At 64.5% G+C, this 884-nt stretch carries 1 protein-coding gene; it reads right to left on the reverse strand.

Annotation, left to right across the window (positions count from 1 at the left end; all coding sequences use genetic code 11):
- A partial coding sequence (locus I5W_RS25880; RefSeq protein WP_306302684.1) for a glycosyltransferase family 2 protein occupies positions 1-858 on the reverse strand: 858 nt, incomplete at its 3' end.
- Between the last annotated feature and the right edge of the window lie 26 nt (positions 859-884).

Raw genomic sequence — 884 nt, forward strand, 5'->3', positions numbered from 1 at the left:
CGCCGGCCAGTTAGCCAGACTGATGACCTTGCGACCATAGCCTCCCCATGCCAGCAGTACCGACGTACCGATGGCGAGCAGCAGCAAGCTTGACACCAGCAAGGGCCAGCTCAATCCCAGCACCAGCCAGATGAGAAGGTTGCCGCACCAGGCCGCCACCACCAGCATGACCAGCAAGGCTAGCGGCGGCACGCTCAGATCCAGGGCCAGTGCCGCCAGGGCGCCATTGCCACGCTTGAGCGCCCCTCCCAGCAGGCGCGGCACATAGGTCTGGATGACGCTGAGATGGCCATGCTCCCAGCGGGTACGCTGGGTGCTCACGCCACTGTCGCTGGAGGGGAAATAGCTGTAGACCATGGCCTCGGGGCAGAACAACGGGGGCTGGCCGGCCTCGGCCAGATCCACGCCCAGTTTCATGTCTTCCACGATGTGTCCGGTGGCCAGGTCGGCCTGGCTGATCTGCGACCAGGTAAAGGCCATGCCGGTGCCCATCAATTGACAAGGCTGACCCAGCTTCTGGAACCCCAACGGGCGCACCAGGTTTTTCACCAGCCAGGCGAACTCGGCGATCTTGCGCATCGGGCCGCCACCTTCGGGAGCGTGCATCAAGTACAGCGCCTGCACCGGTCGGCCGCTTTGAACGCAGGCGCGCGCCAGCTTTTCCAGAGCCTGCTCGGCCAGGTAGCAATCGGCATCGACGATGATGACCACCTCGGGGGCATCGGCCGCCAGGTGCCTGATCCCGTGATCCAGCGCATAACCCTTGCCACGCAATTCCGCATGGGAACGTTCGGTCACTTCTGCGCCAGCGGCCCGCGCAATGGGCGCCGTCTCATCGGCGCAATTGTCAGCCACCACCAAATACCGGTCGGCCTGGCTCAACT

This window comes from Herbaspirillum sp. B65 (assembly GCF_000333555.1).
Taxonomy (GTDB): Bacteria; Pseudomonadota; Gammaproteobacteria; order Burkholderiales; family Burkholderiaceae_D; genus Herbaspirillum; species Herbaspirillum rubrisubalbicans.